The sequence below is a fragment of the Streptomyces uncialis genome, assembly GCF_036250755.1.
GTDB lineage: Bacteria > Actinomycetota > Actinomycetes > Streptomycetales > Streptomycetaceae > Streptomyces > Streptomyces uncialis.
This window is the reverse complement of sequence record NZ_CP109583.1, coordinates 46,701-71,169: the sequence shown is the minus strand read 5'-3', so window position 1 is coordinate 71,169 and position 24,469 is coordinate 46,701. Positions and strand designations below refer to the sequence as shown.

Here is a 24,469-nt window from a genome sequence, read left to right as displayed (position 1 = left end):
CGCTCCCGAGCGAACTCGTGAACGGCCTCAGCTGATCAGCGGGTGCACCTGGTCAACGGGTGCACCTGATGGCGGCGTTGGCCGCGTAGTAACCGGGGGCGAGCCGATAGGACTCGGCGTAGAGCAGCACGCACTGCTCATGGAGGAATCCGTGGATCAGCGCGCCCCGGCGGGCCGAGTTCTCGGCTTCCCGCTTCGCTTCCTTGGGGCTGTTCTCGTACGCGGAGCCCGTGAAGGAGAGCGTCTCCTTGGCACCGGCGTCGGCGTGTGCGACCGTCGGCGCGAACAGGGCGAGGCCCGCGAAAGCAAGGGCGGCTGCGCTACTCCGGACGAACATCGAGGTCATATCGGTTTCCTCTTCTCTTGGTGGAGATCGGTGTGGTTCAGCGCTGGCAGAACAGATCGGCGACAGCGGTGTACATGCCACCGCTGACCGGCCTGACGTCGGTGGCGCGGACGTGACACTGGTTCGCCTGCCAGCCGGCCGACTGGGCGATCGTGAAGGCCATCCGGACCGCACCGTTCACCGCGTGGGAGGGGTAGACGCCCATCCCCGTACCGGTGAACGTCCTCACCTCAGGCACTGCCTTGCCGTACTGGTGGGTGCTTCCCGGGGCGGCCGCGGCGCCTGCCGGGGCCGCCTGGGTGGACGTGACACCTCCGACCAGGCACGCCGAGGCGGCAAGGGCCACGGCGGTGGAACGGAGCCATAGCGTGGACGAGCGGGTCACGGGGACACCTCGATGGTCGCTTCGTTCATGGAGTCGCTTCCCCCTGTTGAGCGGTCGACTTGACGATCAACAGCTTCGGCAGCCCGGCGAACGGCGGCAAGCACGGTGGCCACTGGTGGAACGGTGGAACCATTCCACCCCCACTGATGTGGGATTACCCGACAGGGGTGGAACGCCGCACTGGAACGCTGGGGAGCTGGAACGGTTGAGCGCGTGGGAGTCGGAGACCGAGGCGTTCGCACGCCGACTGGGCGAGATGCGGGAGGCGTCGGGGCGCAGCTACGGAGCTCTGGCCCGCCGGGTGGGAGTCAGCGCGTCCACCCTCCACCGCTACTGCTCCGGTCGCACCGTGCCGCTGGAGTTCGCCCCGATCGAACGGCTGGCGTCGCTGTGCGGGTGCCGGGGCGAGGCACTCGTCGCGCTGCACCGCCTCTGGGTACTGGCGGACGGGGAGCGCCGCAGACGTCAGGAGGCGGCGGCTGCCGGGACGCAGGAGCGGCGCGCGGCGACGGAAGCGGAGCGGAGTGCGGCCACCGAGCCGGAGCGGAGTACGGCCGAGGGGCCGGAGCAGCTGCCGGGACCGGGCCGCGGCGGGGCCGTCCCGGAAGGCGGCGACGGGTCGGTGTCTCCTGAAGCACCGGAGATCCCCGAAGTCCCCGAAGCACCCGAAGCACCCGAAGAGCCCGAAGAGCCCGAGGTCCTGGAGGGCGTCGGAACCGCCGCCGTCGGGGATTCCCCCGATCCCAGCGCCGCCTTGAAGGAACGGGTGGTCGACGGGTCACGACGGGAGTCGAGCAAGGCTGTCGTGCCACCGGAGTTACGACGGTGGCGGCGCCGGGCGGCCCGTACCACCGGGCTGGTCGCCTTCGCGACCACCCTCACCCTTATTGTCCTGCTGGCGTTCGAGCGCTCGCCGTTCACCTCGGAAGGTCCGGACGGCCAGGTCGGCAGGGAGCGCGCCACCGGCCCACGGCACGCGGGCGCCGGGGCCACTTCCGCGCTCGCCTCCGGCCCCACGGGTAGCTCGTCGACCTCGGCCTCCTCCTCCGCCCTGCCCTCCCTGTCCACCCGGCAGCCCCCTCCGCCCGCCCGGCCCTCCGGGTCCGCTTCGCCCCGGGCGACCACTTCCGGACCACCGGCCGGTCCTTCGACCTCTGCGGGCCCGAGCCGCACCGGCTCCCGTACGGCGTCCCCGGAACCCGTCGAGGACACAAAGCCTCGAAACGACGCCCTGCCGTTCACCTGGGGTGTCGACCAGCACATCTGGGCGAACGGATGCAGCCACTCCTACATCGTCGACCGCGCGCCGGCGGCGGTCCCCCCGCCGCCCTCCGTGTCCGACGCCGAGCCCTGGGCCCGCTCCCTGGGGGCGGTCCATGGGGGCGACACCCTGGTCAGGGTGACCGTCCAGGGCAGCGACGAGCAGGCGGTGGTGCTTCAGGCGCTCCGCGTCCGGGTGGCCGCCCAGCGTCCCCCGCGGCCCCGGAACGTCTACGGGATGAGCATGGGCTGCGGAGGGCTGATGACCCCCCGGACGTTCGATGCCGACCTCGACGCAGCCCGCCCGGCGGCGCGTTCCGTGCCCGGCAACGACTCAGGGGTGAAGATCCCGGCCGTCTCGTTCCCGTACCGGGTCTCGGTCCGGGACCCGGAGATCCTGCTCGTCACCGGCCGCACGGTGAAGTGTGACTGCGACTGGTATCTGGAGCTGGAGTGGAGCAGCGGCGACCGCTCGGGGAGCGTACGGATCGACGACGGCGGCCGACCGTTCCGTACGAGCGCGGTCCAAGGCGGGCCCGCCTATCTGTACGACACCAACACCCGGCGCTGGGTCCCGGTTGCGGGGGAGGACCCTGCCACCCGCTCCGGTGACGATCCCCACCCGGCCAGCCCGGCCAGCCCAGATGGACCGGCCAGCCCGGACGCCCCGGATGGACCGGATGGACCGGATGACCCGGCGAGTGCCGGACCCGGGGAGCTCAGGGACCTGATCCGGCCTCCTCGGGCATGAGGGCGAATGCCCCTTGTCCATCTGCGGTTGAGGTGGGATCAGCGCGAAGATCGGCACCGCCGAACCGGCTCCGTCCAAACGGGCTCTGTCCCAATCCGCCGTGGCCGGGCTCACCGACAGTTCGCCGGGGCCAACCGCTCCGGGCCGTTCGCCCAGGCGGCGGGTTCGCCGGGCGTGTGTCCGCGTATCCGCACGCGCGTGTCACAGGACAGCGACAGCGCCAACCGGGCAGCCCGGTTCCGCGCTCCTGAAGATCGAACGGACAGCCCGCCCGCTGCCCGCACCAACCGAGGAGACAACCGCCATGCCCGAGACCCCCACTTCCGCGATCCGGCGTCTTCGTGGCCCGGCCGCAGGACTCGCCGTGGCCGGTACGGTCCTCGCCCTCGCCGCCCCGGTCCCGTCGGCCGCCATGCCCGCCCAGGCGGCACCCGCCGCCGCGGCCGACCCGGTCTCCGTCCTGAAGTACACAGCCCAGGAGCGCAAGGCGGCTCTCGCCTACTGGAAGCCCGCCCGTATCAAGGCCGTCGGCAAGTCCGTGGACCTGGGACCGACCGGCCCGAATGCCAAGCCCTGGCGCGGCAGCACCCTCAAGACCGTGGGACGACTCTTCTTCGTCAACGCCACCGGAGCCGACACCTGGTGCTCGGGCACCGCCGTGAAGAGCGCCAACAAATCCGTCGTGATGACCGCGGCCCACTGCGTGCGCCGGGGTTCCTCTCCCTACAACACCAACACCGACATGGTGTTCGTCCCCGGCTACCACAAGGGCAAGCAGCCGTACGGCGCCTTCGCGGTCCGCGCCGCCGCCGCCCCGCGCGCCTGGCAGAACGATTCGGTCAACGACATGGCTGCCCTGGCCGTCGACGCCGACAAGAACGGCCGCAAGCTGACCGACGTCGTCGGCAGTCAGGCCATCGCGTTCAACCGCCCTGTGAGCGGCGCCATCTCCGCACTCGGCTACTCCGCCACCCGCCCGTACCTCGGGGAGGAACTCCTGCGCTGCACCGGCACGGCGAAGAAGGAGCACGGCTCGCAGGTGATCCGCTGCAACCTGTCCGGCGGTGCCAGCGGCGGCCCCTGGTTCGCCGACTTCAACACCACCACAGGCAAGGGCACCCTGGTCTCGGTCAATGCCTCCCTCGACTCCACGGAGCCGACCAAGATGTACGGAGAGATACTGCGCACCACGGCCAAGGCGGTGTACGACCGGGCCCAGCGCGCCTGAAGGTGATCCGCGCCCGGGGCCTGCCCCGAAGCGTGTCCCCGCACCAGCGTCCCCGCATCCGGCGACAGCAGGCGCTGACCGCTGTGCTCCGATGCCCCCTCAGAAAGGCACGCTCATGCCCGCTCGCAGCATGGAGGTGGCCCGCGTCCTCGCCGCGGCCGGTGTCGCGGGCCAGGTGCGTGAGCTGACGGAGTCGACGCGCACGGCCGTCGAAGCCGCCGAGGCCCTGGGCTGCGACGTGGGCGCGATCGCCAACAGCCTCGTCTTCCTCTCCGACGACCAGCCCGTTCCGGTCCTGACCAGCGGTCGGCACAAGGTGGACACCGAAGCGCTCGCCGCCCGGTGGGGCCGCGGCAAGCTCCGGCGTGCCACCCCCGAACAAGTACGCCAGGCCACCGGACAGGCGATCGGCGGCGTGGCCCCGGTCGGCCACCCCCAGGTGCTTCCCGCCGTGGTCGACGCGGCGCTGACCGAATACCCCCAGCTCTGGGCCGCCGCCGGGACACCCCGTACGGTCTTCCCCACCACCGCCGGTGAACTCCTCCGGCTCACGGGCGGGCTCCTGCTCCCCGTCGGCCCGTGACCGGGGACTCCGTCGGCCCGGGCACGGACCTCACCGGGCAGGTGGCGCTGGTCACCGGGGGCTCGACCGGGCTGGGCCGGGCCATCGCGCTGGGCCTGGCGTCCGCCGGTGCCGCCGTGGTGGTCGCCGGACGACGGGCGGAGGCGTGCGAGCGGACGGCGGCTGAAATCGCCGCCCGCACCGGCGCCACCGCTTCAGGTACGGCCTGCGACGTGACCGAGGACGACTCGGTCCGCGGCCTCGTCCGCGACATCGTCGACCGGCACGGCCGCCTGGACATACTGGTGACCAGCGCCGGGATCCAGGCCCGAGGCACCCTGGACGAGCTCGACGCCACCACGCTGCGCCGCTGCCTGGACGTCAACGTCGTCGGAACCTTCCTCGCCTGCCAGGCGGTCGTACCGGTGATGCGCGCAGCCGGGTACGGCCGCATCGTCACCATGGCCAGCGCTCTGGGACTGGTCGGTGCCGCGGGCCGGGCCGGATACGCGGCCAGCAAGGGCGCGGTGGTCCAGCTCACCCGCAGTCTCGGCGCCGAGCTCGCGGGCACCGGCATCTGCGTCAACGCGCTGGCTCCCGGGCCTTTTCGCACACCGCTGAACGAGGGCGCCGACGACGACCCGCGTGTCCGGGACTTCCTCGAACACCAGGTCCCCATGGGACGCTGGGCGGACCCCGGTGAACTCGTAGGCGCGGCACTCCTGTTGGCCGGTCCGGCGGCTTCCTACCTCACAGGTGCGGTGCTGCCTGTCGATGGCGGCTGGACCTCCCACTGACCGCACCGACGCCCGACGCCGTGTCCCGCCGTTGGCTGGTCCACCGCCTCCTGCGCCGGGGCGGGGGACCGGGGCCCGACGGCGCAGCACGGCGGGTGGACGCCGGGAACTGTATGAGGCGGCGCGCGGGCCCTGTCCGGTCGTCGGACAGGGCCCGCGCTGCTCCGGTCAACGGGTCAGTCGACCCGGTTTCCCCGGTAGCCCACCGGCCCTTCGTCCGGGAACTGGGCGGTTCCCTGGAACGAGCTGCCGTTGTCGAAGAAGGTGACGGTGCCGTTGCCCGCGTCGCCGGACCAGCTGACGGTGGTGCCGGTGGAGGGAGCACCGTTCTCGGGGACGACGTCCGTGCGGTTGGCGAGGGACAGGGTGAGTGGCTCGTCCGGCTGCCACCCTCCTCCGCCGGTGTGGATCTCGGTCTCGTACGTGGCCATGTCTTCTCCTTGCTCCGGATTCCGGAATGGGGCTTGGCTCGCGTGCTGGGAGAGGCTGGTGTGCCGCCCGGTCCAGGGTCGGGTGTTCGTGTACCGCTGTGCGGAGCAACCGGCCCCAAACCACACCTTCGGCTGGCTCCGGAGGCGGCAGGGTGATGGCTCCGGCCTCGCGGTACCGGCCGGCGGGATCCCTACGTCGGCTGGCGGGAGTCCTGCCCTGGCGGGGTGGGGTCCTGTGCTGGCGGACGGCGCGGTCGGCCTCGCTCCCGGTGTCCTTCCGGGGACGCCTGTTCCGGCCAGGACAGTCGTTTTGTGGCCGTTCCCTCCCGAGTCGGCCGTGGTGCCGTCCCTCGGTGAGTACACAGGAGGGCCGGGAGCGTCCGTACTGGGCGCAGTGGCGTACCGGGAACGGGTTCGGGTGCGTCGCTTGCCGTGCAACACAGGGGGGCAGCGTATGTCGGTGGCAGGCGGATTTGTCCGCGTGGCCGGTGGCGGTGGTCTGTGAGCCCGCGACGACCTGCTCGCCGAGCGGGACGTGGACAGGTCCGGCGGCCGGTCCGGCGACCGGTTCGGGGAACCGCCCGGGGAACGGGAGCGGCCCGGCGGCGTCGGGGCGGGAGTTCGGGCTGGGAACAGGCGGCTGTCGGCCTGTTCGCCGTGGCGGTGGTGTGGAGCGTGGTCGAGGGGGCGCTGCGGTGGCTGGCCGCGCATCCGGTTGTCGCCGCCCTGCTGCTGGCAGCCGTCGGGGGCGGGCTTGTCTTCTGGGGGGTGCGCCGACGGGAGCGGGCCCGGTGGGAACGCGTTCGACAGCGCGGACTGCGGTACGCGATGCCGCAGATCGACGCCCTGCATCACCGGCAGTTCGAGCATGCCGTGCGCGACCTGATGCGCCGTGACGGCTGCCCGGACGCCGTCCAGGTCGGGGGAGCGGGTGACAACGGCGCCGATGTGAAGGCCACTGATCCCTTCGGCCGCCGTTGGGTCGTCCAGTGCAAGCACCGTAAGGCGGGACTCGCCGGAGCCGCGGTCGGCACACCCGACCTCCACGTCCTGAACGGCACCGGCCGCCCCGTCCACCACGGCGACGTCGTCGTCCTCGTCACCAACGGACGCTTCACCGCCAACGCGGTGGACTTCGCCCGCGATCAGCGGCTCCACCTCGTCGACCGACATCTCCTCGCCCGATGGGCCGCCGGCCCGGCACCCCTGTGGGAACTCCTGCGGGCCGTCCCCCCGCCACGCCGCCCCACTCCCTTTTCCTGACCCTGGCCGGACTCCGCGCACCCCCGGCCCGGCAGCACGCCGCCCGGTGCGCCCCGGGGCCTTGCTGCCGGAGTTTCGGAGCTCACGGTGCCGAGGCGGTCGTGATCCTGCTCCCCGCAGTCCGGGGCGCCGCGGACGGCCCGCGAGCCGTGGTGCGCCCCTACGCCCGTTGATTCCACCGAACCCGCTGTCCCTCATCCGCCTTCCTCCGCCCCCACCGTCTTCATCGCCTTTCTGCGGCCGATTGCCTCCTTTGCCAACCCGCGAAAATCTATGTCGGCCGGAGTAGACATCGGGTGGCGGCGTGGTTATGGTTTCTCTTGTAGCCGAGATCAGCAGGGCCTGGCAGAGACGAACTGCCGGTCAGCAGTACATGCAGTCGCGGTACGGCGGTGGAGTTCCGAAGCCGGAGCAGACGCAGGACAGGCGACGGGACTGACAGCCGGACCGGGTGGGCCCGCAATGGTCAGGGGCCGCCATCAGTGGGACCGCGCTCGGCGCGGTGGCAGTAACACGCAGGTGAAGTACGTGGTGCCCAGCAGTGAAGTCAATGAGCAGCACCTCGGTGAAGGCGTCGGCTGCGGACGCGCGCACCGGGAGGTCCGGCAGTGGGGTTCCAAGCCAGGGAAGACGCAGGACAGGCGACGGGGCTGGCTTCCGGAAGGTGGCGCTCACCCAGGCCATCAGCGGTACGTACCACCAGCAGTGCAGAACAGTACGCGGTCCGCGATCGGCGGACTGCTGATCACCGAGGGAAGAACGGAGGAGCCGAGCGCCATCGGGATCGCCCGGGCGGAAGTGTTGGGCCCGGGTACCGCAGGACATCGATAGTGAGGTGGTCTCCGGTCGAGCAACCGCGATCCCCGCGTCTCCGACAGCAGTGTGGTCGGGCGTGCGGAAACAGAAGGCCGGCGCAGTATCCAGGCCGGCGGATGGTGTAGCAGTTCCTTCGGGGCCCTGGTGCCATATGGCACCAGGGCCCCTCCAGCGCGTTCCAGGAGAGGTGCAAATGACAGCAGACGACTCGTTCGGCCGTCTCGATGACGACGACTACCCCGCCTACACCATGGGCCGGGCCGCCGAGATGCTCGGCACCACCCAGGGCTTCCTCCGCGCCATCGGCGAGGCCCGCCTCATCACCCCGCTCCGCTCCGAGGGCGGCCATCGCCGCTACTCCCGCTACCAGCTGCGCATCGCCGCCCGCGCCCGCGAACTCGTCGACCAGGGGACCCCCGTCGAGGCCGCCTGCCGCATCATCGTTCTTGAGGACCAGCTCGAAGAAGCGCAGCGCATCAACGCCGAGTACCGCCGTGCCGCCGCCGATTCGGCGGACTCACCCGGCAACGGGGCGTAAGGCCCGGCGGCACTGGTGCGAAGGGCCGCGTGCAGCGCCGACGCGCCGGTGACGGCTGCCCGGACCGGCCGGAACCCGCCCGGCTGCGCCCCGTTTTCCCTGGGGCTGCGGGGCTGCGGGGCTGCGGGGCTGCGGGGCTGCGGGGTGGCGGCAGCTCGGCCAGGGGCCCTGACACGGGCGCCGTGTCCGTGGCCCTGGTTTTCGCGGGTCCCTCCCGTACGCGGTGGCCGGTGCCGCGCACGCAGGAAGGCCGGGTGAGGGCGTCCGTCCCGCCGGAGGCGTGGCGGGCATCAAGCTCACGGAATCCACGAGCGGCGGGCCGGCCGGCGCCCGTACCGGGTCGGACCTCCTCCGGGCAGGATCGGCCCGCCCGGCACGCCGGGCGGTCGGTTGGTGCGCCGCGCGAGGTTGCTCAGGACGACGCCTCGTAGCAGGTGACCATCGCGGCGGCGCGGCCGCGCAGGGAGTCGCGCAGCCACTGCGGTGCCAGGACCTCCGCGCTGGTGGCGAGCTGCCACAGTGCCCATTCGGCGTGTCTCGGATCCTGGAAGGTCGTCTCCAGCCGCAGCCGGCCGTCCGCGTCGGCTTCCTCGGTCTCCTCGACGCGGACGGACAACGCGGTGGCCACGAGATCCGCCTGCCGCGCCGGGTCCACCCGTACCAGCACGGTGACCTGGTCGCCGCTTGTCCGGAACCGTGTGCTGCGTTCCTGCCAGGCACGGTCGAGATCGACCCGGTCCGGTCGCTGGGCCGGTTCGCCGAGTTCCTCGGCGGCCAGGACGCGGGACAGCCGGTAGGTGCGGTCCGCGCCGGACCTCGTGGCCAGCAGGTAGCCCTGGCCGCCTACGGTGACCAGGCCGATCGGGTCCACCGTGCGCCACTTCGCGGCCTGGTCCACGGCCGCGTAGCGGATGCGCAGCTTGTGTCCGGCGAACACCGCACGCCGGACCTCGGCGACCACGTCGTCGGGTACTTCCTCGGCGGGCTGCCGTCGCGAGAGCAGGTCGGTCTGTGGGTCGATGAGCAGGCGCTGGGCCGCGCCGGCCGCGGTGACCCGATAGCTCTCGGGCAGTGCGTCGACCACCTTGCGCATCGCCGAGGCGAGTGCCGAGCCGAGTCCGAACGCCTGCGCGCCGCGCCGTGATCCGGCGACCAGCAGGGCGAGTGCTTCGTCGTGGTTCAGGCCGGTGAGCTCGGTCCGGAAACCGGGCAGCAACGCGAATCCGCCGTGCCGGCCGCGTTCGGCGTAGACAGGGACACCGGCTGCGGACAGCGCGTCGATGTCACGCAGGACGGTGCGGGTGGACACCTCCAGCTCGCGGGCCAGCGTGGCCGCGGACAGCCGGCCGTGCCGCCGCAGCAGCAGGACCAGTGATACCAACCGGTCGGCGCGCATACGAAAACCCTACAGGAATACATGACATGGGATGTCGTGATTCGTTGGGAGGCTTGCCGAGCAGGACGACACACCACCGCGCACGAGAGGTCATCGACATGGCACACACCATGGTCAATCCGGACGGTTTGCACGACCCGGTCCCGTTCGGCTACAGCCACACCGCCGCCGTTCCCGCAGGCAAGGAACTGGTGCTCATCGCGGGTCAGTACGGGTCGGGTCCGGACGGCGCGGTGGTCTCGGCCGACTTCGCCGGGCAGGTGAAGCGGACGTTCCACAACATCGGTGTCGCTCTTGCCGCCCATGGACTCGACCTCGGCCATGTCGTCCAGCTCAGGACGTATGTCGTGGACCATGACGTCACCAAGCTCGGGCCGATCGCGGGGGCCGTCCGTGAGGGCTGGGGTGCGAAGCCGCCCACGCAGACGCTGATCGGTGTCGCGAGCCTGGCCGCGCCGGACGTGCTGTTCGAGGTCGAGGCCCTCGCCGTCCGGCCCTGACCCGGGGGGCAGCCCGGACCAGGGGCGGTCACCGAGGGAGCAGCCCGGACCTGGGCGCAGTCCTGGACCTGGGGCAGTGCGGGACGCTCCTGGTATGGGTATGCCGCACGGACGGCTGAAGCCCGCGTCCCCCACCTGGAAGGGCGCGTACAAGCGGGCCGGGGACATCCGTTCACGGCTGTCCCCGGCCCGCGAAGGTCCACTTGCCGACGAATCGTGGAGTTCCGCTTGCTTGACACCCTCTACCTTCGGAGGAAGGTCTTCCTTCGCCACGGGGTGGCCGCGGTCGCGGCCACCCCGACGGACAGGGCGGTCGCGGCCACGGTCCAGCTGAAGGGGTCGGTCGCGGGGCTGGATGTCCAGTCCCACCAGCTGTGGGGGTACCAGATCAGGAAGAAGGCCGAAGCGAGCGGGACGACCCAGCCGAGTTGGTGGCCCAGCAGCCGTACCGACAGCAGGGCGAGACCGAGCCAGATCAGCAGGGACCGGACGAAGACGGCCCCTGCTCCCGGACCGACGGCGAGCGCCTCCGTGCTGAAGGAGACAGCGCAGGCTGCCAAGGTCAGCCCGGTGCAGTACAGGAGGCGGAGGCGGTGCATCGCGGACGCACCCATCTCGTTGTGGGCCGACATGGTGCCATCGAGGGCCGCGGTGAGGAAGACGGCCGACAGAAGCGGGAGTTCGTGCCGGAAGGGCACGCCCGTCGTGACCCCTCCGCTGCCGATCGAGGGCAGGGCGATATGGGTGCCGCCGAACAGGGCCGAGAGGAGGGCGACCGCGGCCGCGGCCGCCAGGACGGCTGCGCCCCGGTGGACTCTCGCATAACGGAGCAGATCAGAACCGGTCATCAGGCTCGCACCAGGAAGGGTCTCGAAGAATGTGACTGTGCTGTCGGGTGAGCCATGCCCGCTGCTCGGCCGCCGGCATCCGGACGGCTCTGGTCGCCTCGCGCTGCGCGGCGGAGACACCCACCATGTGGAGCCCCTCGTCGGCGACAGCCGGGTCCTGCCCCGTGGAGCGGTATTCGAGCCAGAGACGGATGTTGTCCATGGCCTGCCAGACACGCCTCTCCTGGCGGGGAGGTGTGCACAGGCCCAGCGACTCGGTGAACACCCGGTCGGCCATGGCGATCGCCGCGGTACGGACGTGACCTTCGGCGACGTCGAATCCGCGGTCACCCCACCTGCTCCGTTTCAGCCCGAATTCGTGGAACGCGTCGGGGGACCTCAGCCAGGGCTGGGCAGGCCGGTCCAGGCGCTGCGCCATGAGGGTCAGTTCGGGAAGGTACTTGCGGTGTTCGGGCCAGACGCACACCTGCGGCGCACTCATGTCGGCGCGCTCGCACAGCGGTGCCGTCGCCGACGCCGGGCGCTCCACACGCAGTTCGCCGGAGGCCGGCACCGCGGCCAGTGCGACGAGGGAGGCCGCTGCCGACCCGATGGCGACCACACGGATGTGCGGGGGCGTCTCCCGGCGGGGTGTGCGGCGTTCGGTGTTCCTGCGCACGGGTGGTGCTGTGACCGCCAGCACCGCCAGAGCGAGTGCGAACAGCAGCCGCACAGCAACCGGAAGAGGGCGCAGATGCTGATCCGGCGGTCCCGCGAGAACGTTGAACCTGAAGGGAAGTGCCAGCATGCTGATGAAGCACCCCAGCGCGCAGACCACAGGTGTGAAGGCGGCGGAAGGCCACCAGCGGCCGGCCAGATGACCCACGGACGCGAAGATGATCAGAGTGGAGGCGCCGAGCAGGAGGTAGGACGGCCAAAGGAAACCGGGGCCCGCCTCGCCGATCGAGACGGCCACGGCGGTCAGGCACCCGACCAGGTACGCGAGGAATCCGAGGGTGAGGGTCGCGGCCAGCCGTGCGGCCTCGATCCGCCAGAACGGCCGGGCCGCCGCGAGCACGGTCTCGGGCATTCCCGCGCGGGAGGAGCGTCCGGCCTGCCAGGCGGAGACGCCGGAGAGCACGGGCCCCAGGAACAGCGTGACGACCTGGGCCGCCACACTTGCTTCGGGCCACACGCCGATCCAGTACCGGGACCGGCCGAAGAGCACCAGCAGATCCAGGGCGATCATCACAGGAAACGCCGTCAGCAGGGGTGAGCGGCGCAGCTCGATGCGATACGCGTTCAGCACGCGGCTCCCTCGCCGGGCCGGTGGTTGCCGAGTGCAGTCATGTAGCCGCGTTCCAGGGGGCTGTCGCCGGGTGCGGTGGACGTGGCCAGCGCTGCGAGCCCCTGAGGCGGGCCGCTGTGGCGTACTCGGCCGTCGTCCAGGACGAGGACGGTGTCGCAGGCGGCTCCGACATCCTCGACCAGGTGTGTGCTGAGGACGACGGCCGTTCCGGCGCGGGCGAGGGAACGGATGAGCTCGCGGAAGTCGAGGCGCTGCGCGGGGTCGAGACCGACGGTCGGCTCGTCCAGCAGGAGCAGGGAGGGCGAGCCGACGATGGCCGCGGCGATCCCGGCCCGGCGGAGCATGCCGCCGGACAGCGACTTCATCCGGTCCCGGGCCCGGCCGGCCAGGCCCACGGCCGCGAGTGCTTCCCGGGTCGCGGAGTCGATGTTCCTGGAGGGGACTTCCCGCAGCCATGCGCAGTATCGGACGAAGTCCGTGAGGGAGAACGCCGGATAGTAGCCGAAGTCCTGCGGGAGGTAGCCGATACGACGGCGGACCCGCCGTGCTTGCCGTTCGCTGGTGACAGGCCCGCCGAACAGCTCCAGCCTGCCGCTCCGCGGTGGCGCGATGGTGGCCAGAGTGCGCAGGAGTGTGGTCTTTCCCGCCCCGTTGGGGCCCAGAAGGCCTGTGACGCCGGGCTGGAGGGAGAGGTCGAGATCCTCGATGACGCGACGGCCGCCGTAACCCTGTGCGAGGGCCGTCAATCGAGCGACAGGACATGTCGTCATTAGCAGAAAGTCCCCAAATGCGGTACGCGTCGCCCGAGTCGGCGGGCTCCTGGACGCTGGAGGGCTGGTCGGAGGCCGGCACGGGTCCGGTTGGTCCTGAGTGTGCGTTCACGTCTTCTCCGGATGATGCTTCACCGGTCCCGGCACGGACTCTTCACTGGTCCCGGCACGGACCTTTCGCCGGTCCCGGCGCGGGCTTGCGGAGGCCGTGGCGGGCGGTGCGGTGTTCACATCCCGCGTTCCGGTCCGCAGGCCTCCCGGACGGGCCGGCCCGGTACGGCGTGCGGGTACTCCATCCGGACGGGGCCGTCGAGCGCATTTCGGCACCCAGGTTCCACGAGCCGGACGCCGGATGGGCAAGGGAGAGGTGTCCGTTGATCTGCACGGGTGCGTAGGCGTCGACGATCCGTTTGTAGTCCGACGGAAGGGTTCTGCCGAGTTCCCCTTCCAGCTTGAGCCAGGCCGCAGGATCGGTGAGCCGTCCTTCCTCCGGGCCGAGCATGGCGAGGACGGCTTGCAGGTAGTCGGTCATGCTCGGCCTCTCATGGTGCGTGCTGGGACATCGTGCACGGCGCAGTCGCCCACAACTGTCGGCCGTGGTCAGCCGGGTTCCTCGTGGTCATGGCAGAGAACCGTCACCCGGCGGAGGCTGCTCGCCGGACACTCGCTGCCGCCGGTCCTGCCGCACCGGGCAAGCCGGACAGGCCCTCAAGTCCCGCTGATGACAACGTTATTCGCGATCGATACCCTACTGCGCCCGCTCTTCCGCGGAGCGGGCTGGGCGGGTTGCCGTCGGACGTGCTCTGGTGGCGCTGACCGCCTCCGGTGCGGTGCGGGCGGAGAGCGGCTGGAGAACCGTCCACGGCGGCCCGGCAGGGGTCGGGTCCGCCCGCGGTCCGTCGGCGGTCACGGATCTGGCGGTGTCCGCCGGCGCCCCGCGTGGCTCCTCGTACCGGCGGGCCGGAGCACGAACCCCCGGGGCGCTCCTGCCGGGTTACCTTGCCCCCTGGAGGAGTGCGCGCGCTGCCGCGGTCTGCTCCGCCGAGGCCTACGTATCCCCGGCCGGCACCCGGATTCCCCGGCCGGCATCCCGACAGCCGCAGGGGTCGACCGCGCAGCGAGGAACACTGCCCTGGCGCGCCGGCAGGGCAGGCCGGGCACCGGGAAGCGATGCACCGGGTCAGCCGTGGCGGCCACCGGTTCGTACGGCGTGGCGCCCGCGCTGCCGGGCGGGCCGTACCGGGCGGCGAACGCGGTCGTGTGCACGGACCCAGCCGTGTCGCGCAGGACCGCCGCCCGCAGGACCGCCGTCCCTCAGGAATTGGCTGATAGTGACTCAACTCCGCGGCGCCGGGCAACGGGACACGCCTGCCGGGGAGTCCTCCTCGCCGACACGGTCGACCGAGGGAGCCCGAAGATGTCAGCAGGTACGGTCCGCACAGCACTGGCCACGGCGGTGGCGGTACTCGCCACCGGCGTGCTGGCGGCGCCCGCCGCCGCGCACTCCGTCACGGCCGGAGAGACCGCCGACCGGCACGGAGCCACCCGGCGGGCCCTCGAACAGGCGGTACGGGACGGGGTCCCCGGCGCCGTCGCCCGGGCCCGGGACCGGGCCGGAAGCTGGAGCGGCACCGCGGGCGTCGGTGACCTGGACACCGGGAGGGAACGGACGGCGCAGGACCGCTACCGGATCGGCTCCGTCACCAAGACGTTCGTCGCCACCGTCCTGCTCCAGCTGGAGGCCGAGGAGCGCCTCGACCTCGACGACACCGTGGAACGGTGGCTCCCCGGCACCGTCCGCGGCAACGGCCACGACGGCCGGCACATCACCTTGCGCCAGCTCCTCAACCACACCAGCGGCGTCTTCAGCTACAGTGCCGACCCCGGCTACCAGGCGAAGATCTTCGGCGAGGGCTTCCTCCGGCACCGCTACGACACCTGGACCCCCGGGCAGCTGGTCGGCCTCGCGATGGGCCACAAGCCCCACTTCCCGCCCGGCACCGGCTGGCGGTACTCCAACACCAACTACACCCTCGCCGGAATGGTCGTCCAGAAGGTGACCGGCCGGGGCTACGAGGCCGAGATCGAACGCCGGATCCTGCGCCCGCTCCAGCTCCGCGCCACCTCCGTCCCCAGGACCGACCCCCGGGTGCCGGGCCCCGCGAGCCGCGCCTACTCCCCGCTCTCCTGGGACCCGGCCGCGAAGATCCGCGACGTGACCGAGCTGAACCCGTCGCTGGCCGGGGCGGGGGGCGGCATGATCTCCGACTCCAAGGACCTCCAGAAGTTCTTCCGCGCCCTGCTCAAGGGGGAACTGCTCCCGCCCGAGCAGCAGAACGCCCTGACCACGACCGTCCCGATCGACCCCCAGCGCCCGGAGTACCGCTACGGCCTCGGCGTCCAGTCCGTCCGCCTCAGCTGCGGCAAGGAGGTCTGGGGCCACGGCGGAGGCATCCACGGCTCCCAGTCCGAGGCATTCGTCACCCGGGACGCGAGCCATTCGCTGGCACTCAACTTCAACGGCGACTGGGCGGGGGACAGCGGGGCGGTGATCGAGGCGGAGTTCTGCGGGTAGCCGCCCTCCCGGTTCTTCGACTTCACGCGGCTGCCAAGTTGACCGGGTCAGGGTCTCCGCCGGGGCGGCGACGGCACGGTCGCGGTGTCCGTGGTGGGGCGGCGGCCCGCGGTGACGGTATGCGACTCGGGCGACGGCCTCGGCTCCTGACTCGCCCCGGCCCTCACGGGTTCGTTGCAGAGCGCGGACACCGTGGCCGTGCCGTTCGGCATCATCGCCTGGGCCACCCGGCGCAGCGACCGGATCGTTGCCTGCCTGGCCCAGCTGAAGCGCGAGTACGTCAGTGCCGTTGACGACGGCCGCTACCCGGTGTCCGCTGCCCGTGCCCCGAGCGGGCCCGTACCTGGGCTCTGAGCGGGTCCGTGCCGGGCTCGCCTGGGTGGCGGTCCGTCAGGCACGGCCGTTCAGGCCGAGGGAGGCCCGTTCGCTCGCCCAGTTGCGAGAGCGGTGGCGGGCGGGTGCGGTCCAGGTTCGGGGCGGACCCCATCGGTACGCAAGGCCGGCCTCGATGCGTGGCGGTGCCAGCAGCGGTTCCGTAGCCACCCCGGCCTGTCCGTCCTCGGCGCAGACCTGGACCACATCCGGCACCGTTTCTGACCGGGCCTCAACGGACCGGCCGCTCAGGCGGACGGTACGCTTCGCCGACTTCCGCCCGCGAAGGCGTGGGTGGCCCAGCCCGCCCACCCGGCCCACTGCGGGCGTTCTGCATCCAATGCTCGATGCCGGCACCGGGGCGGGGCACGATCGAGTGCGCTCCACCTCTGCGGGCACCACCCGGCGGTGCCTGCCACCCCTGCGTGCACGACGGTGTCGACGTGCCGTAGCGCTCACCACTCCCGGGTGCCTGCCGGGTCGGCTCTCGTGGCGGTATCCGGGGGGAGGGGTGGCTCAGGTCTGCTGGTCGGCCGGCATGGTGTGACGGGTTGCGGGCTCGGTGTCCTCCGGACAGTCCGGGGGCCGGAGCGCCGATCGTGTCCAGGGGCCCGGCTGCGGTCTCCCGTCCGGTATGAGGCCGCAGGTGCCGGCCGTCGGGCGGACCGGGTGCGGGTCCTGGTCCGGCAGGGAGGTCGAGTTGGGTTGGTGGTGGGTTGTCGCTTTCGGGTGTGGAACTGATCGTGTGGGCCGGGTGCCGGAGTCGGGTAATTGCGTCGGTAGCGGTCCGTTGCCGGCTGCTGCTGTGGCCTTTCACCGGTACCTGTCTCAGTGTCTGAGGGGTGCGGAGGGGGGCGCCGGGGACTGTTCCGTGTTCTGCGGTTCTGCGGTTCTGCGGTTGTGGGGTTGTGGGGTTGTGGGGGGTGGGGCCGTCAGGTGTGCCGTGGGGGATTCGCGGTCGTGGAGGCGGATGTCTGCGCCGCTCCGCGGGGCCGGCCGGGCGGGAAGTACTGGTAGGGGGTGTGGGTCGTCACGGTGACCATTCCGAGCCGCGCGAGGACCGGCCGGCTGGAAGGCAGCGCCTCGGTGTAGAGATAGCTGTGGCCGCGCCGGGCCGCGAGTGCCGCGCGGTGTCCGAGCAGCGAGCGGTACAGGCCCTGTCCTTCCCAGGCGGGATGAACGGAAGCCCCCCACAGCGAAGCGAAGCCGGTGCCGGTGTGGAAACGGACCAGCCCCGCCGCGACGACCTTGTGCCGCGGTGCTTCCACGACCGTGACCGCGCAGGGATCGTCCTCATCGGCGCTCCACCGCTCCAGGGCTGCGGGAAGCCAGTTCCAGGACCCGCCTCGGACGCGGACGGCCAGTTCCCGGACCTGTTCGAAGTCGGCGCCTGTCGCGGCCGGGCGGAGCCTGGTGCCGGCGGGGAGGGCGGGACGCGCGCCCGGTGCGCACGCCATCTCGGTGCTGCGGCCCACCATGATCTCCTCGCGGTCCTGAGGCGTGAACCCGGCGGCCCGCAGACGGGCCGTGAGCGCGTGGTGCGCGTCGTCGCAGTACCAGACCAACGGCAGCCCGAGCTCGTCACTGCGGGCGCACTGGGCCGTCACGACGGAATCCCAGTCCCACTGCCCGGGGCTGAACTCACCGGGCCACAGCAACAGCTGGCCGGCCTCCTGCTCCACCATCCGCACCACGGGCCCGGAGAGCTCCGCGTCCGGGGACAGCCGGCCCAGCAGATCACCCCGCCCGGGCAGGCCCCGGGGACGGATCTGCTCCGCGTAGAGCTTCAGCCACTCCACCGCCACCCGTTCACTCATGACGCGATTCCACCATGAACAGGTCCGCCCGCTGCCGCTCCGGGGCCAAGTGTGATGACCGGATCCGGCAACCCGCGCTGCTCGCGGTGAGGAGCTCTCGGCGCGGCAGGCCCACTGGCCCGCGGTGCCGGGGCGTGGTGCTGCCGGCCGGCCCGCACCGTGCAGCGCCGGATCCGCGGCGGATGGTGAGGAGCACGGCCAGGACCACGGCCCCGCCGCCGCGCCCGCACACGCGCTGCGGGTGACCCGGCGGCAGGACCCCGCGGCCGTCATCGGCTTGGCGGCCGGGCAGCACGACGGCCACCGCTTTCCGCGTCGTCTCTCCCGGCCCGCTGTCCTCCAGTGGCTCCACCCATCGGCTGCGAGGCCAGGGGGACTGGGGCCGGTCCCGGTCCCGGGCTCGGGACCCGGGCCGGGACCCGAGCGGGCCCTGCGCATGGTCCGCGGCACACAGACCCGGGCTCGGGACCCGGGCCGGGACCGGCACCCGGGCGGGGCGGCGGCGCGGGCCGGTCCCGGGGTCGGGGGCGGGGTCGGGCGGGTCGGGCGGGTCTTTCGGCGGCGGTGCGGGAGCGATCCCGTGTCACCTGGGGTTCGGGGGGTACCCGGATGTCGTCCGGGGTGCGGAAGGCGCGCTCCGCGGGAGCGGGAGGGGCTCGGGATGGCCGGCAGGGAGAGGGACCTCAGGTCGCAGAGACGGTGGATCGACACGTGGTGGGCTGTCGGCCTGATGGCGCTGGCCGTCGGTATCGGGGTACGGCTGCTCTTCCGTGATCTCGACAACTGGGTGGCCGCCGTGGCCGGCGCCGGGGCCTACGCGATCGTTTTCACCGTCCTGATGCGCCGCCGCCAACGGGGTGACGCGCGCGCGAGCGGTGTGGAGACCGATGACGTACCGGCCCTGGAGCGGCGGCTCCGCCGGGGGGACATCCCGGACGACCCGGCTCTGCGGCAGGCCATGCTCCAATTGATCCACCGCCGTCGGAAGACGATGCACAGCAAGCTGGTGTGGGCCTTCCCGGTGATGCTGCTGATGTTCGTCGCGCTGGGTGTGGTCCTTCTCGCGGGCGGCAGTGCCGTGGCGGGTGCTGCCTGGATCGTGGGCGGTGTCGTTGCCGTCGGCGGCATGTGGTGGATGCGCCGGACCAACCTCGACCGTTACCGGCGTGCCGAACGCCGGCTGAACGCGAGCCCGCCACAGGACCGGGCCCGGAGCCCGCAACGGGACCGGGAGCAGACGGACCGGGAGCAGACGGCCTGAGACGGATCCCACCGCTTCGCACGGCTGCCGGATCCGTCCCTGCCGTCGCCACGGTCCGGCGGCGGCCCGGAGGGGGTCGGGTTCACGGACGTGGAGCACTGTGAGTCCGTGCCGCGGCCACCGTGCCGCGGCCACCACCGTGCCGCGGACAGCCCGCGGGCCCCTGACCCCAGGCGGTCCGGGGCCCGCGCGTATCCCAGGCCCCGGGGCGCACACGGCGGTACGAGCGGCGGGGACCGAACGCGGCGGCACGGGGTCGCGGCCCCGTTCCGCCGCGTTCGGTCCGGGGCGGTCCGGGGCGGCCGTTGCGGACGGTGACCCAGCCGGGCCCGCCCGTTCGTACACTGACGAGGGTGGAAGACCATACGGCCACCAGCATCGATGCACGGCCGGCGCCCGCCTTGCGCAGGTACGTCGGCTCGTACGTCGGGTTCGACCTTCGCGGGTTCCCGGCGGGGGTGCACCGCGGTCCGCCGGGCCGCGTGCTCACCGCGGTGATCAGCCTGTCCGACCCTTTGGAGATGGCGGCGGGCGTCGACGACGGGTCACCGGTCACCCGGTTCGACAGCGTGGCCGGCGGTCTGATGTGCCGGTCCGTCGCGATCCACCACGACGGACACCAGCAAGGCGTGCAGGTGTCGCTGACACCGCTCGGGGCCCGGGCCCTCTACGGTATGCCCGCCGCCGCGCTCGCCCACCGGCTGGTCCCGCTCGACGAGCTTCTCGGAACGCTCGGCGCCGAGCTCGTCGACCGGCTCCGGGCGGCGACGACATGGGCCGCCCGGTTCACCGTGCTGGACCAGCTGCTCCTGCGCGCCGTCCGCCGCGGCGGCGACCGCCTGCCCCGGATGCGCCCCGAGGTGGCCGAGGCCTGGCGCCGCCTCGTCGCCGCACGGGGCCGCGTCCAGGTCGGGGCGGTCGCCGCGGACCTGGGCTGGAGCCGCCGCCACCTCACCGAGCAGTTCCGCGGTGAGGTGGGCCTGGCGCCGAAGACCTTCGCCCGGGTTCTGCGCTTCGAGCAGGCGCACGAACTGGCGACAGCGCACGACCCGCTCCCATGGGCCGCGGTGGCGACCGTCTCCGGTTACGCCGACCAGGCCCATCTCGTGCGGGAATGGCGCGAGTTCACGGGCCGGCCGCCGACGGCCTGGCGTCGCGGCGAAGTCCTCCCCGGGGCCGGGTAGCCGCCGACCGGCTGCCCCTCACGTCGGTTCCCGTTCCCATTCCTTCAAGACCACCCGGCCGCCGTCCTGTGACGATCGTCGGCATGAGACCCGCCGACCACGAACGCAACGCCATCGACCTGCGGACCACCCCCGTGCACCTCGGGCCGGGGCCGGGAGCGAAACCCGTCGAGGGCTTCGCCTGGGACCCGGAGGTGCTCCAGGCATACAGCGCCGCCGTCGAGGCGGACGGCGCCGAGGGCCGGATGGTGACGGTCTTCGACGGCGACGGCCCCGGCCCCGGCGGCCACGGGGAGCGCCACCCCGCCGGCGACGAACTGGTCGTCTGCCTCAGCGGATCGGTGACGGTCACCCGCGACGTGGACGGGGCCCCCGACCACGTCGTGCTCGCGCCGGGCGAGGCCACCGTCAACCCGGCCGGGGCATGGCACACGGGCGACATGGCGGGACCCGCGACCGTTCTCACCGTCACCGCCGGCCTCGGCACCGACCACCGTCCCCGGACCGGCACCCGCCCGGCCGGGCACGCCGGCACCCCCGGCACGCAAGCGCCGTGACGACCCGCGTCGCGTGCCTCGGCGACAGCCTCACCCGCGCGCAGCTCAGCGTCGACTACCTGGACCTTCTCGAACGACGCCGCCCTCCCGGCGACGTGCGGCTCGCCCGCTTCGGCGCCAACGGAGACTTCGCCTACCACCTTTCACAGCGCCTCGACGCCGTCGTCGCGGACCCACCCGACGTGATCACCGTGCTGATCGGGACCAACGACGCCCGGGCGAGCCTCGCCGGCTACCCCGTCGAGCGGGCCATGAAGCGCAGACAACTCCCCGGGCGCCCGTCGGCCGGCTGGTTCCAGCAGTGCCTGGGAGCCGTCGTCGAACGGCTCCGGACGGAGACCGACGCGACGATCGGGCTGCTGTCCCTCCCCGTCCTCGGCCAGCAACCCGACGAAGCGGCGGCGCAGGCATCACAGGCGTACAGCCGGATGATCGCCGAGGCCGCCACCACCCACAAGGCGACCTACCTCCCGCTCCACGAACGCCAGATCGAAGAACTACGCCGGGCGGACCCGCCGCCGGTCCCGTACCGGGAGCCGACGCCCGCGGCGGGCCTCGGAGTCCTCGTCCGGCACGCCGTGCTGCGCCGCAGCCTCGACACGATCTCGCAGCGCCGGGGTCTCGTGCTCACCACCGACCACATCCACCAGAACAGCCGCGGCGCCGCCCTCGTCGCCGAGGTCATCGACACCTGTCTGCTGACCCGGAGCACATAGCCGGTCCCGGTAGCGGGACATCGCCACCGGCTACTCGGAGCGGGTCTCGCCGTCCGGTTCACCGGCGACGCCCGCGCCGTCGCCTCCGGCGCACGGTGCCGCGCCGACCGGCTGCCCGAGGACACCGGCCCCGGATCGCCCGCCGGTATCGTCCCGCGCGGGGCGGAAGGCCGGCTGCCCACGATGGCCGGGGGCACCGTGCGCCGCGTCCGGAACCGCGCCCGCCCCGTCCGTGCCCTCTGCGACCGCCCGGACACCGCGCCCGCCACCCGCTCCGGTGACCGCTGCCGCCCGGCCCGGCCCGGCCCGGCGGGGCGGGTACGGGCCGCGGCGGGGTTCCGTTCCCGCCGGGCCGGCGATGTCATCGGCCGGCCGGTGCGCCGGCGCCGGTACGCCTGAAGGGGTGACACGGGACCCGTCTGCGCGGCACCGCGCCCACCAGCACGTGACGATGATCCTTTCCGCAACTCCGAGAACCTGTGAAGGATCACCACGATGGCCACCGCCGCACCCGACATCATCACCACGAAGCTGGAACGCTCCTTCGCCGCACTCGACACCGATCACGACGGCCACCTCGACCGGCAGGACTACCGGAGGCTCGCCGACCGCTACCTCGACGCCTACCACCTCGGCCCCGACGACCGCCGCGCCCGCGCCCTGCACGCCTTCCTCCAGACCTACTGGCTGGAGCTGCTGCGCCACGCGGACGTCCAGGAGGACCGGCTGAGCAGGGACGAGTACGTCGCCGCCGTCCGTCTGGCGAGCGCCGACACGAGCCGGCTGAACCTGGCCGACGGGCTCGGGCACGTGCTCTTCGACGTGATCGACGCCAACGGCGACAACCAGATCGCCCGGGAGGAGTTCACCCGCTTCCTGACCGACGTGTGGAACCTCGAAGAAGCCGACGCCCTGAAGGCGTTCAGGACCCTGGACACCGACGGCGACGACACGGTCTCCCGCCCGGAGTTCCTCCAGGCGATCCGCGGATACTTCCTGCTCAGCGACCCGGACGCCCCGGGCAGCCTCTTCTTCGGAACCCCCTGACCACCAGGCCCCCGACGACGCCGCCCGGCGCGCTCCCGGTCCACACGACCGGGCGCGCCCGGCGTGCCGCCCCGGTGCCGCCCCGGTCCTCGTGTCCGGTGCTGCCCCGGTGCTGCGCCCGGTCCTCGTGCCCGGCGCCAACGGGAGCGGCCTGATCCGTACGCCCAGCTCGACGACCATCGGCTCCGGCCGGCCGTCGGCATCCGCCCGGCGGTGGCCGGGCCCCGCACGGCCCGCCGGGGTGACCGGACCACGCCGGCGCGGCCGCCGGATCCTTCGCCGGGGGATACGTGCCCCGCGCCCGGCGCGAGGAGGCCCGGCAGGTCACCGTTCCCCTGCTGTTCCTGCCCCGGTGGGACGACGGAGTGGAACCCCCGGCAGCGGGCCCCGGATCTGTTCGGCACCTCCGGCACCAGGGAGAAGACGCTGCGCGCCGATCCGGGCGGGCGCACCGGCACCCCGTGGGTTCGGGGCGGAGGACGGGAACCGGTTCTTCGACCGGCATCTGAAGTGAGCGCGGGCTGCCAGGCCGACGGCACCCGGCAGCCGGTGACGCCGGGACACCACTGATCACTGATCGGGGGCAGGCCCCGGGCCTCCACGACGGCGCCCGGCAGATGCACAACCGCCGCCCCGGCCAATGCGGTAACGGCCGATGCGGTACCGGCAGGCCGCGGTACCGGCAGGCCGGGGCGGCGCGTCTCCGGATCGACGTCGGCAGGGTACCGGCCGGTCACCACCGGCCCGCCGCCGGTTGGTGACCGGGCAGCCTTCCCCGTGCGGCTTCGCGGCCCGCGCACAGCGGCCGGTGGCCCTCCCGGTCCCGCCGCCACCCGGCACCGGCGAGGTGCACACAGGAGTCAACGGCGAACTCGGGGGCACCCTGAACTCCGTGAACACCGGCGGCGCTTCCTGGTACGGCCTCACCGATGCCGGCAGCAGCGCCGTCCCGTTCGCCGACAGCATCGGTGAACGGTTGGCACCTGACTTCTGAGAGGTTGATCCAAGTGACCCTCGCCCGGGTAGGTATCGGATTCGAGGACAACCCGGCTGCCACACTCGTCCTGGGAGCCGTGGTGCTGGTGGTGTCATTCGTCTTGGGCTACTGGCGCTACAAGCGTGAAGGGAAGTAGCGGACTCCTCTGACAAGTGGGCGTGTGCGGCCTGACCGGATGTGAGCCAACGGCCCATTCGGGGTGCGGCTGGGCACATGAGGCAAGCTCCTTCCCACCGCCCGGACGATGCTGGACCTGGACCTGGGCGTAGCGCCGTGGTGGCGGGGTCGGCCCGGTCTCGTCGGTGGTCAGCCGCTCAGGGGCTGCCACCGGCCTGGAAGTGCTGTCCGTGGGGCCGACGCCGACCACCGGAATCCATGACGGCCTCCACACGGTGATCCGTTCGTCCTCGGTGCGGTCGGCGTCCAGCCGGTCCTGCCCGGCCTGGGAGCTCATCTTGAGCCGGTAGGTGGCGGCCACGGCGTCCAGGGTCATCTCTGCTCCTGGGGCGGCACCGACCCCGTCGAACAGCGCGACACCTCCACCGTCGCTTCGCTCACCTGGGAGTACGACGGCCGCGCACCCGTCGCCCAGCCCGGAGCGCCGCACACCCCCGAACCGGCCCGCAGCACCGGCCGACGCGGACACCGGCTCACGGGTCTTCGCCGTTGTCACCGACCTGATCGACGAGCACGGCACCATCGCCTGGTAGAGCCGTAGAGCCGTAGAGCCGTAGAGCCGTAGAGCCGTCTGGGGTACCACTTCG

At 72.5% G+C, this 24,469-nt stretch carries 23 protein-coding genes and 1 pseudogene; 15 read left to right on the top strand and 9 right to left on the bottom strand.

The features are described 5' to 3' along the window. Positions 1–52: 52 nt before the first annotated feature. Together OG711_RS00315 and OG711_RS00310 are read right to left on the bottom strand one after the other, a co-directional pair. A complete protein-coding gene (locus OG711_RS00315; protein ID WP_073792643.1) occupies positions 53–346 on the bottom strand; it encodes a hypothetical protein in 294 nt (97 codons plus the stop codon). Positions 347–383: 37 nt separating this feature from the next. Then, the gene (locus OG711_RS00310) at positions 384–731 is read right to left on the bottom strand and encodes a hypothetical protein (RefSeq protein ID WP_329557979.1); all 348 of its coding nucleotides are present in this window, start codon (positions 729–731) and stop codon (positions 384–386) included. A gap of 205 nt (positions 732–936) precedes the next feature. Between OG711_RS00310 and OG711_RS00305 the strand changes: the two genes are divergently transcribed. The 4 genes from OG711_RS00305 (at position 937) to OG711_RS00290 (ending at position 5,329) form a co-directional block, all read left to right on the top strand. Then, positions 937–2,742, top strand: a complete 1,806-nt coding sequence (locus OG711_RS00305; protein ID WP_329557978.1) for a helix-turn-helix domain-containing protein — start codon at positions 937–939, stop codon at positions 2,740–2,742. 304 nt (positions 2,743–3,046) lie between these two features. After that, on the top strand, positions 3,047–3,970 hold the full coding sequence (locus OG711_RS00300; protein ID WP_329557977.1) for a trypsin-like serine peptidase: 924 nt from the start codon (positions 3,047–3,049) through the stop codon (positions 3,968–3,970). A gap of 115 nt (positions 3,971–4,085) precedes the next feature. Then, positions 4,086–4,553: a YbaK/EbsC family protein gene (locus OG711_RS00295; RefSeq protein WP_329557976.1), complete on the top strand. Its 468-nt coding sequence runs from the start codon at positions 4,086–4,088 to the stop codon at positions 4,551–4,553. Then, the gene (locus OG711_RS00290) at positions 4,550–5,329 is read left to right on the top strand and encodes an SDR family NAD(P)-dependent oxidoreductase (RefSeq protein ID WP_329557975.1); all 780 of its coding nucleotides are present in this window, start codon (positions 4,550–4,552) and stop codon (positions 5,327–5,329) included. The genes OG711_RS00295 and OG711_RS00290 overlap by 4 nt, the downstream gene beginning before the upstream one ends. A 176-nt stretch (positions 5,330–5,505) precedes the next feature. On the opposite strand, the gene OG711_RS00285 is transcribed toward OG711_RS00290, so the two are convergent. Beyond that, positions 5,506–5,760 (bottom strand): hypothetical protein, encoded by a 255-nt coding sequence (locus tag OG711_RS00285; RefSeq protein ID WP_073792649.1) that lies wholly within the window; start codon positions 5,758–5,760, stop codon positions 5,506–5,508. A gap of 657 nt (positions 5,761–6,417) precedes the next feature. Here OG711_RS00285 and OG711_RS00280 point away from each other — a divergent pair. Together OG711_RS00280 and OG711_RS00275 are read left to right on the top strand one after the other, a co-directional pair. Beyond that, on the top strand, positions 6,418–7,023 hold the full coding sequence (locus tag OG711_RS00280; RefSeq protein ID WP_329557974.1) for a restriction endonuclease: 606 nt from the start codon (positions 6,418–6,420) through the stop codon (positions 7,021–7,023). 1,009 nt (positions 7,024–8,032) lie between these two features. Further along, positions 8,033–8,377, top strand: coding sequence for a MerR family transcriptional regulator (locus OG711_RS00275; RefSeq protein ID WP_073792651.1), 345 nt, complete (start codon positions 8,033–8,035; stop codon positions 8,375–8,377). A 412-nt stretch (positions 8,378–8,789) separates the two neighbouring features. On the opposite strand, the gene OG711_RS00270 is transcribed toward OG711_RS00275, so the two are convergent. Next, a complete protein-coding gene (locus tag OG711_RS00270; protein WP_329557973.1) occupies positions 8,790–9,773 on the bottom strand; it encodes a helix-turn-helix transcriptional regulator in 984 nt (327 codons plus the stop codon). A 98-nt stretch (positions 9,774–9,871) separates the two neighbouring features. Between OG711_RS00270 and OG711_RS00265 the strand changes: the two genes are divergently transcribed. Further along, entirely contained in the window at positions 9,872–10,273 is a 402-nt protein-coding gene (locus tag OG711_RS00265; RefSeq protein WP_073792653.1) for a RidA family protein, read from the top strand. Between the two features lie 242 nt (positions 10,274–10,515). Here the strand turns inward: OG711_RS00265 and OG711_RS00260 are convergent, their stop codons facing one another. The 4 genes from OG711_RS00260 to OG711_RS00245 all read right to left on the bottom strand — a co-directional run bounded on the left by OG711_RS00260 (position 10,516) and on the right by OG711_RS00245 (position 13,711). Further along, the gene (locus OG711_RS00260) at positions 10,516–11,121 is read right to left on the bottom strand and encodes a hypothetical protein (RefSeq protein WP_073792654.1); all 606 of its coding nucleotides are present in this window, start codon (positions 11,119–11,121) and stop codon (positions 10,516–10,518) included. Beyond that, entirely contained in the window at positions 11,108–12,409 is a 1,302-nt protein-coding gene (locus OG711_RS00255; protein ID WP_329557972.1) for a DUF7224 domain-containing protein, read from the bottom strand. The genes OG711_RS00260 and OG711_RS00255 overlap by 14 nt, the downstream gene beginning before the upstream one ends. Then, positions 12,403–13,155 (bottom strand): ATP-binding cassette domain-containing protein, encoded by a 753-nt coding sequence (locus tag OG711_RS00250; protein WP_079184932.1) that lies wholly within the window; start codon positions 13,153–13,155, stop codon positions 12,403–12,405. The genes OG711_RS00255 and OG711_RS00250 overlap by 7 nt, the downstream gene beginning before the upstream one ends. 178 nt (positions 13,156–13,333) lie before the next feature. Further along, on the bottom strand, positions 13,334–13,711 hold the full coding sequence (locus OG711_RS00245; protein WP_329557971.1) for a hypothetical protein: 378 nt from the start codon (positions 13,709–13,711) through the stop codon (positions 13,334–13,336). A gap of 885 nt (positions 13,712–14,596) precedes the next feature. Between OG711_RS00245 and OG711_RS00240 the strand changes: the two genes are divergently transcribed. Both OG711_RS00240 and OG711_RS00235 read left to right on the top strand, forming a co-directional pair. Next, positions 14,597–15,754, top strand: a complete 1,158-nt coding sequence (locus tag OG711_RS00240) for a serine hydrolase domain-containing protein (protein ID WP_073792658.1) — start codon at positions 14,597–14,599, stop codon at positions 15,752–15,754. A 174-nt stretch (positions 15,755–15,928) separates the two neighbouring features. After that, on the top strand, positions 15,929–16,108 hold the full coding sequence (locus tag OG711_RS00235) for a hypothetical protein (RefSeq protein ID WP_329557970.1): 180 nt from the start codon (positions 15,929–15,931) through the stop codon (positions 16,106–16,108). Between the two features lie 950 nt (positions 16,109–17,058). On the opposite strand, the gene OG711_RS00230 is transcribed toward OG711_RS00235, so the two are convergent. Next, complete coding sequence (locus OG711_RS00230; RefSeq protein ID WP_329557969.1) at positions 17,059–17,943, bottom strand: GNAT family N-acetyltransferase; 885 nt, start codon at positions 17,941–17,943, stop codon at positions 17,059–17,061. Positions 17,944–18,604: 661 nt separating this feature from the next. Here OG711_RS00230 and OG711_RS00225 point away from each other — a divergent pair. The 6 genes and pseudogenes from OG711_RS00225 to OG711_RS00200 form a co-directional block, all read left to right on the top strand. Then, positions 18,605–19,204, top strand: coding sequence for a hypothetical protein (locus tag OG711_RS00225; RefSeq protein WP_329557968.1), 600 nt, complete (start codon positions 18,605–18,607; stop codon positions 19,202–19,204). A 353-nt stretch (positions 19,205–19,557) separates the two neighbouring features. After that, the gene (locus OG711_RS00220) at positions 19,558–20,388 is read left to right on the top strand and encodes a helix-turn-helix domain-containing protein (protein WP_329557967.1); all 831 of its coding nucleotides are present in this window, start codon (positions 19,558–19,560) and stop codon (positions 20,386–20,388) included. A gap of 83 nt (positions 20,389–20,471) precedes the next feature. After that, the gene (locus OG711_RS00215) at positions 20,472–20,945 is read left to right on the top strand and encodes a cupin domain-containing protein (protein ID WP_329557966.1); all 474 of its coding nucleotides are present in this window, start codon (positions 20,472–20,474) and stop codon (positions 20,943–20,945) included. After that, entirely contained in the window at positions 20,942–21,661 is a 720-nt protein-coding gene (locus tag OG711_RS00210; protein ID WP_329557965.1) for an SGNH/GDSL hydrolase family protein, read from the top strand. The genes OG711_RS00215 and OG711_RS00210 overlap by 4 nt, the downstream gene beginning before the upstream one ends. Positions 21,662–22,156: 495 nt before the next feature. Beyond that, on the top strand, positions 22,157–22,708 hold the full coding sequence (locus OG711_RS00205; protein WP_329557964.1) for an EF-hand domain-containing protein: 552 nt from the start codon (positions 22,157–22,159) through the stop codon (positions 22,706–22,708). 260 nt (positions 22,709–22,968) lie between these two features. After that, a pseudogene (locus OG711_RS00200) lies at positions 22,969–23,222 on the top strand (alpha/beta hydrolase); the annotation flags it as partial. Between the last annotated feature and the right edge of the window lie 1,247 nt (positions 23,223–24,469).